This window comes from Marinobacter suaedae, from assembly GCF_030519635.1.
Lineage (GTDB): Bacteria > Pseudomonadota > Gammaproteobacteria > Pseudomonadales > Oleiphilaceae > Marinobacter > Marinobacter suaedae.
The window spans coordinates 184,959-191,297 of the sequence record NZ_JAUMIS010000003.1 but is presented as its reverse complement, the minus strand read 5'-3'; the positions used below and the strand labels follow the sequence as shown (position 1 = coordinate 191,297).

The window sequence follows — 6,339 nt, the reverse complement described above, 5'->3', positions numbered from 1 at the left end:
GCTTCCGAACCGACCCCGTTTGGCGTCGTGTCCGTCAGAAGTGGGGCGCATTCTACAGCCCTCAGGAAAACTGTCAACGCCGGATTTTGACATTTCTCACGATGCTTCGGTTTCCACCTACACCACCACCCCAAAATCGATCACCTTACAACCAACCTGATCACTATTTAATCGACCGCTGTTCTCGCACAAACGGGATAAGAACATTCCAACCAATCCAGCGTGCACGGAGCCACAACAGCCCCGCAACAAGAACACCATAAATCAGCATCTCGCCAACATCGCTTCGCGCCTGCCAGATAAAGTGAATCCATGCTGCAACGACCGACACATAGATGAGGCGGTGCAACCGCTTCCAGTCCGACCCCAACCTCCTCATCATCCCCTTGGTTGATGTCAGGGCCAGCGGCACCAGCACCAGAAAGGCGACGGAACCAGCAATTATATACGGCCGCTTGGTGAACGTAGCCCACAAGTCATGCCAGCCCAAAATGAACTGCAGAAATGACAGCACATGCAGACAGGCATAGAAAAAGGCAAACAAACCTAGCATCCGGCGGACACGTATCCAGCCACCCCAACGGGTCCAGCGCTGCATCGGTGTCATACACAAGGTAGCAATTAACAACTGAAACGCGGCAAGACCAAGAGCCTGCGTCACCTCCTGGCCCGGATCCGGCCCAAGATTTCCAGTGACGATTCGATTCACCAACGTAGCCATTGGCAACAAGGCTAGCAACGCAACGCCGACTCTAAAGCACAGCAGAAAGCCTCGACTCTGGCGCCAGTTAGGCCAATCCATCAGTAGTATTGCCGCAGATCCATCCCCTTGTAGAGGTGCGCCACCTGCTCGCCATAGCCATTGAATTTCTGCGTCTCGACCCAGTTTGGGCTGAGCAACCCCGATGGGAGACGACGCTCCCGCTTCTGACTCCACCGAGGATGGTCTACCTCAGGATTCACGTTGGCGTAGAAGCCGTATTCCTGGGGGGCAATCATTTCCCAGGTGGTTGCGGGCTGATCTTCCTGGAAGCGGATTCGGACGATTGACTTGATGCTCTTGAAGCCATATTTCCAGGGCACGACAAGTCGAATCGGCGCACCGTTCTGGTTTGGCAGGGTCTTTCCGTACAAGCCAACGGCCATGAAGCTGAGTTCGTTCATCGCCTCGTCCATACGCAGGCCTTCCCGGTAAGGCCAGTCGATGGTACTGAACAACGACCGCTGCCCGCGCATTTCATCCGGTTCATGCAGGGTTTCGAAATACACAAACTTGGCCCGGGAGGTAGGTTCGAATCGCTTCAGCATGTCTGCGAGGGGAATTCCAATCCACGGAATCACCATCGACCAGGCTTCCACGCAGCGCAGTCGGTATACCCGCTCTTCCAGGGTGTGTGGTTTTACCAGATCCTCCAGAGCATAGGTCCCCGGCTTGCCACACTCCCCATCAACCACCACCGACCAGGGATCGACGCTCATTTCATGGGCGTAACGGACGGGATCGTCCTTTCCTGTACCGAATTCATAGAAATTATTGTAGCGAACCACATCTTCGAAAGGGGTTTTTTCCTCATCGGTGGAGAAGTCCGGCGCCGGCGAGAAATTCAGGTCTTCAAGCGAATCCGGACGAAAGGCCGCAGATAAACTCATCGGCGCACACAGGCCCGCCGTGCCGATGGCAAGACCGGCCATGAACGTTCGGCGATTGAGAAAGACGCGCTCGGGCGTCACTGCGGAGTACGGAAGTGCCCAGGAAGGGCGCTTGTGGATAGGCATCGGCATTCTCCGGTCCGGCCATTCAGTTCATAACAACTGACACGGTTGACCGGAGCCTGCCGGCGGAATTCCCGGCGTTGTTATCACCGGGAACTCTGGGACTTTAATCAGCCGCCAGCACTGCGGCGCGGTTTTTTCCGAAAGATTGCACGAACCGGGCCGGACAACGCGTACATCAGGAAGATGCTGAACAGTACGGTCGCGGGATCAAGCGCGATCACCACGAAGATCAGCACCACCAACAGAATAGCAGCAAACGGTACACGCCCACGGAGATTCAAATCCTTGAAGCTTCGGTACAAAATGTTGCTGACCATCAATATGCCCGTGCCACCGACCACCACCATGGTCAACAGGGTTAGCCACGACGACGGCTCGAACTGATGGAAGCACCACACCAGGCCAGCAACACAGGCCGCCGCCGATGGACTGGCCAGACCGACAAAGTACTTCTTATCCACAGACCCGATCTGGGTATTGAAACGAGCCAGGCGCAAAGCCGCACCCGCGACATAGATAAAGGTGATGGCCCAACCGACCTTGCCAAGATTATTGAGGGACCAGAAGAAAGCCACCAGTCCGGGGGCCACGCCGAAGGCAACCATGTCCGCCAGCGAGTCGTATTCCTCACCAAACTTGCTCTGGGTATTGGTCATACGGGCGACACGCCCATCGAGCCCATCGAGAATCATCGATACAAAGATCGCGATGGCGGCGTTATCAAATACGCCATTTGCCGCAGACACGATGGCGTAAAAACCCGAAAACAGTGACGCAGTGGTGAGTGAGTTGGGCAGCAAATAAATCCCCTTGCGACGAACCGGGGCGCCCTCAACCAACTCCTCTTCAACCACCTCGAAAATCTGCAACTCGTCTTCCGAGGTTTGCTTTTCAGTGTTTGCCGATGGTGAACTCTCAGGCTCCATATCAGCAGATTTCTTTTCGTCAGTCATTGCCATCACTCCGGAAAGCGTTTGGGCGGAGTATATACGAAAAACGCGGCTACCCGAGCCGCGCTTTCCTGAACTGTTCGAATTTCCGATCAGTTCTTTTCTTTATCTACGATCTTGTTCGCAGAGATCCACGGCATCATGCCACGCAGCTTCTCGCCCACCACTTCGATTTCGTGAGCAGCATTCTGGCGACGACGTGCCGTCATGGACGGATAGTTCAGAGCGCCTTCAGAGATGAACATCTTGGCATATTCACCGCTCTGGATACGCTTGAGTGCGTTACGCATGGCTTCGCGGGACTGCTCGTTGATCACCTCAGGACCGGTCACGTACTCACCATACTCCGCGTTGTTGGAGATGGAGTAGTTCATGTTGGCGATACCGCCTTCGTACATCAGGTCAACGATCAGCTTGAGCTCGTGCAGACACTCGAAGTAGGCCATCTCCGGAGCGTAGCCTGCCTCGGTCAGGGTTTCGAAGCCTGCTTTTACCAGCTCTACCGCGCCACCGCACAGGACCGCCTGCTCACCGAACAGGTCGGTTTCAGTCTCGTCCTTGAAGGTGGTTTCGATGATACCGGTACGACCGCCACCGATGCCGCTTGCATAGGACAGGGCCAGGTTCTTGGCGCTGCCGGATGCGTCCTGGAAGATGGCGATCAGGTCAGGAATACCGCCGCCCTTGGTGAACTCGGTGCGCACGGTGTGACCCGGAGCCTTCGGCGCCACCATGATCACGTCCAGATCCTTGCGGGGAACGATCTGGTTGTAGTGAATCGCGAAACCGTGGGCGAACGCCAGAGTAGCGCCCTGCTTCAGGTTCGGCTCGATTTCCGCCTTATACAGCTGCGCCTGGAACTCGTCCGGGGTCAGAACCATCACCACGTCGGCTGCAGCTACTGCAGACGGAACGTCACTGGTCTTCAGGCCGTAGGCTTCCGCCTTGGCAATGGAGGAAGAACCCGGGCGCAGACCCACCGTTACGTCAACGCCGGAATCCTTCAGGTTGCACGCGTGCGCGTGACCCTGGGAACCGAAACCGATGATGGCAACTTTCTTGCCCTGGATGATGGAAAGATCGCAATCCTTATCGTAATAAACCTGCATGTGAAACCTCTGTTCTTAGTATTGGCCTCAGCGGGCCACGTGTTTTAAATATGTTCGTTGTCGGTTGTTAAAGGCTGAGCACTTTCTCGCCGCGAGCAATACCTGAAACCCCGGACCGTACCACCTCCAGAACACCGGAGGTACCCACCGCCTGGATAAAGCCATCGAGCTTCTCGCTGTCGCCAGCCAGCTGGACGGTATACACCGAACTGGTGACATCGACAATCTGCCCCCGGAAGATGTCCACGGTGCGCTTGATTTCCGCACGCTGGGACCCGGTGGCCTTGAGCTTGATCAGCATCAGCTCCCGCTCAATGTGGGCGCCTTCCGTCAGGTCTACAAGCTTGACCACTTCAATCAGCTTGTTGAGCTGCTTGGTGATCTGCTCGATGACCTTGTCGGAACCGGTTGTGGTCACCGTGAGCCGGGACAGGGTCTCATCTTCTGTCGGAGCGACCGTGAGGGTTTCAATGTTGTAGTTACGCTGGGAGAAAAGCCCCACCACGCGGGACAGTGCTCCAGGCTCGTTTTCCAGCAAAACAGAAATGATTCGACGCATGATCACACCCTCTCCGTCTTGCTGAGCCACATATCTTTCATGGAGCCACGAGCGACCTGCATCGGATAGACGTGTTCGAACCGATCCACGTAGATGTCCACGAATACTAGCTCGTCCTTCATGGCCAGAACTTCCTTCAACTTAGACTCCAGCTCTGCCTTCTTCTCAATCCGAACGCCTTTATGGCCATAGGATTCCGCCAGCTTGATGAAGTCCGGCAGAGATTCCATGTAGGACTGGGAATGGCGGGACTCGTAGTTCATGTCCTGCCACTGCTTCACCATACCCAGGGCCTGGTTGTTGAGGTTGATGATCTTCACCGGCAAGTTGTACTGCTTGCAGGTGGACAGTTCCTGAATGTTCATCTGGATACTGCCTTCGCCGGTGATACACAGAACCTCATCATCCGGATGAGTCAGCTTGACGCCCATGGCAGCCGGCAGGCCAAAGCCCATGGTGCCGAGACCACCGGAGTTGATCCACCGGTTGGGTTTGTCGAACTTGTAGTATTGCGCGGCAAACATCTGGTGCTGACCAACATCGGAGGTGACAAACGCCTCGCCGTTGGTGAGTCTGTGGAGGATTTCGATCACCTCTTGCGGCTTGATGACGTCGTCACTGGTTTCGTAACGCATGCCATGAAACGCCCGCCACTCTTCGATCTGCTTCCACCAGGCTGCAATCGCATCCGCGTCTGGCTTCTGCTTGCTCTCCTTGACCAGCGACAGCATTTCCTTGAGTACGGCATCAACAGGGCCCACGATGGGCACATCTGCTTCCACGGTTTTGGAAATCGAGGCCGGATCAATGTCCACATGGATGATGCGGGCACCCGGGCAGAACTTCTCAGTGGCATTGGTCACACGGTCATCAAAGCGCGCACCGATCGCCAGAATCAGATCCGCGTGGTGCATCGCCATGTTGGCTTCGTAGGTGCCATGCATGCCGAGCCAGCCCAGATGCTGCTTGTCGCTGGCCGGATAACAGCCAATCCCCATCAGGGTATTGGTGATCGGGTACCCGAGCTTGCGAACGAACTCAGTCAGCTGATCAGATGCCTTGCCCAGTACCACGCCACCACCGGCGTAGATCACCGGACGACGAGCTGCCAACAGCATGTCGACCGCTTTCTTGATCTGGCCGGCATGACCGCGAATGGCCGGGTTATAGGAGCGCAGCTTGACCTTCTTGGGATAGGCGTATTCGTAACGCTCGTTGGGGGTGGTCATATCCTTGGGGATATCCACCACCACCGGGCCGGGACGGCCGGTTGCCGCAATGTAGTATGCCTTGCGAATCACTTCCGGGATTTCTTCCGGATGACGCACGCTGAGGTTGTGCTTCACCACCGGCCGGGAGACACCGATCATATCGGTTTCCTGGAATGCATCCTCGCCGATCAGCGTGGATGCCACCTGGCCACACAGAACGACCATGGGGATGGAATCCATAAACGCGGTCGCGATGCCGGTGATGGTGTTGGTGGCTCCGGGGCCGGAGGTCACCAGAACGGTACCCGGCTTGCCGGTTGCACGGGCATAGCCATCGGCCATATGGACCGCTGCCTGCTCGTGTCGAACCAGGATGTGTTTGACCTTGTCCTGCCTGAACAGCGCATCATAGATATGAAGCGCCGCACCACCCGGATAGCCGTATATGTATTCGATGCCTTCGTCCTGCAAGGACCGGATCAGCATATCGGCGCCAGACAATAACTCCACGGTTTTCTACCCTCTTCTAATTGTGAATGTTCCGGGCTCCTGCCCGGTTGCCTGGATTCACGGTTTCCCTGCTTCTTGTGAAAGCGGAACCGACTGCTCCTCCACACCCTGATCAGAGGTTGTCTCCTGGCCAGCCGCCCTCCTGAGGGTTGCGGAGAACGACCAATCAACGGGTTGCATGTCAGCAACAACCACCCTGCAACGTCAAGCGCAGAGCGTTCGGT

Annotated in this window: 6 protein-coding genes; all 6 read right to left on the bottom strand. The window is 56.2% G+C overall.

Annotation, left to right across the window (positions count from 1 at the left end):
• Positions 1-163: 163 nt before the first annotated feature.
• The 6 genes from QVZ43_RS16400 to QVZ43_RS16375 all read right to left on the bottom strand — a co-directional run bounded on the left by QVZ43_RS16400 (position 164) and on the right by QVZ43_RS16375 (position 6,115).
• Positions 164-709, bottom strand: coding sequence for a protein-methionine-sulfoxide reductase heme-binding subunit MsrQ (locus QVZ43_RS16400; RefSeq protein WP_302910775.1), 546 nt, complete (start codon positions 707-709; stop codon positions 164-166).
• Positions 710-801: 92 nt separating this feature from the next.
• Positions 802-1,776 carry a protein-methionine-sulfoxide reductase catalytic subunit MsrP gene (gene msrP / locus QVZ43_RS16395; protein WP_302910774.1) on the bottom strand — a complete coding sequence of 325 codons (975 nt, stop codon included), beginning with the start codon at positions 1,774-1,776 and terminating at the stop codon, positions 802-804.
• 107 nt (positions 1,777-1,883) lie between these two features.
• Positions 1,884-2,729 (bottom strand): CDP-diacylglycerol--serine O-phosphatidyltransferase, encoded by an 846-nt coding sequence (gene pssA, locus QVZ43_RS16390; protein WP_223795608.1) that lies wholly within the window; start codon positions 2,727-2,729, stop codon positions 1,884-1,886.
• An 89-nt stretch (positions 2,730-2,818) separates the two neighbouring features.
• Entirely contained in the window at positions 2,819-3,835 is a 1,017-nt protein-coding gene (gene ilvC, locus QVZ43_RS16385) for a ketol-acid reductoisomerase (RefSeq protein WP_223795609.1), read from the bottom strand.
• A 67-nt stretch (positions 3,836-3,902) separates the two neighbouring features.
• On the bottom strand, positions 3,903-4,394 hold the full coding sequence (ilvN, locus tag QVZ43_RS16380) for an acetolactate synthase small subunit (protein ID WP_223795610.1): 492 nt from the start codon (positions 4,392-4,394) through the stop codon (positions 3,903-3,905).
• Positions 4,395-4,396: 2 nt separating this feature from the next.
• Positions 4,397-6,115, bottom strand: a complete 1,719-nt coding sequence (locus tag QVZ43_RS16375; protein ID WP_302910773.1) for an acetolactate synthase 3 large subunit — start codon at positions 6,113-6,115, stop codon at positions 4,397-4,399.
• Positions 6,116-6,339: the final 224 nt, after the last annotated feature.

What these genes read in the sequence shown, in the direction of transcription:
- ilvC (WP_223795609.1), bottom strand. Translation starts at nt 3,835, where the DNA reads ATGCAGGTTTATTACGATAAGGATTGCGATCTTTCCATCATCCAGGGC.
- pssA (WP_223795608.1), bottom strand. Translation starts at nt 2,729, where the DNA reads ATGACTGACGAAAAGAAATCTGCTGATATGGAGCCTGAGAGTTCACCA.
- msrP (WP_302910774.1), bottom strand. Translation starts at nt 1,776, where the DNA reads ATGCCTATCCACAAGCGCCCTTCCTGGGCACTTCCGTACTCCGCAGTG.
- ilvN (WP_223795610.1), bottom strand. Translation starts at nt 4,394, where the DNA reads ATGCGTCGAATCATTTCTGTTTTGCTGGAAAACGAGCCTGGAGCACTG.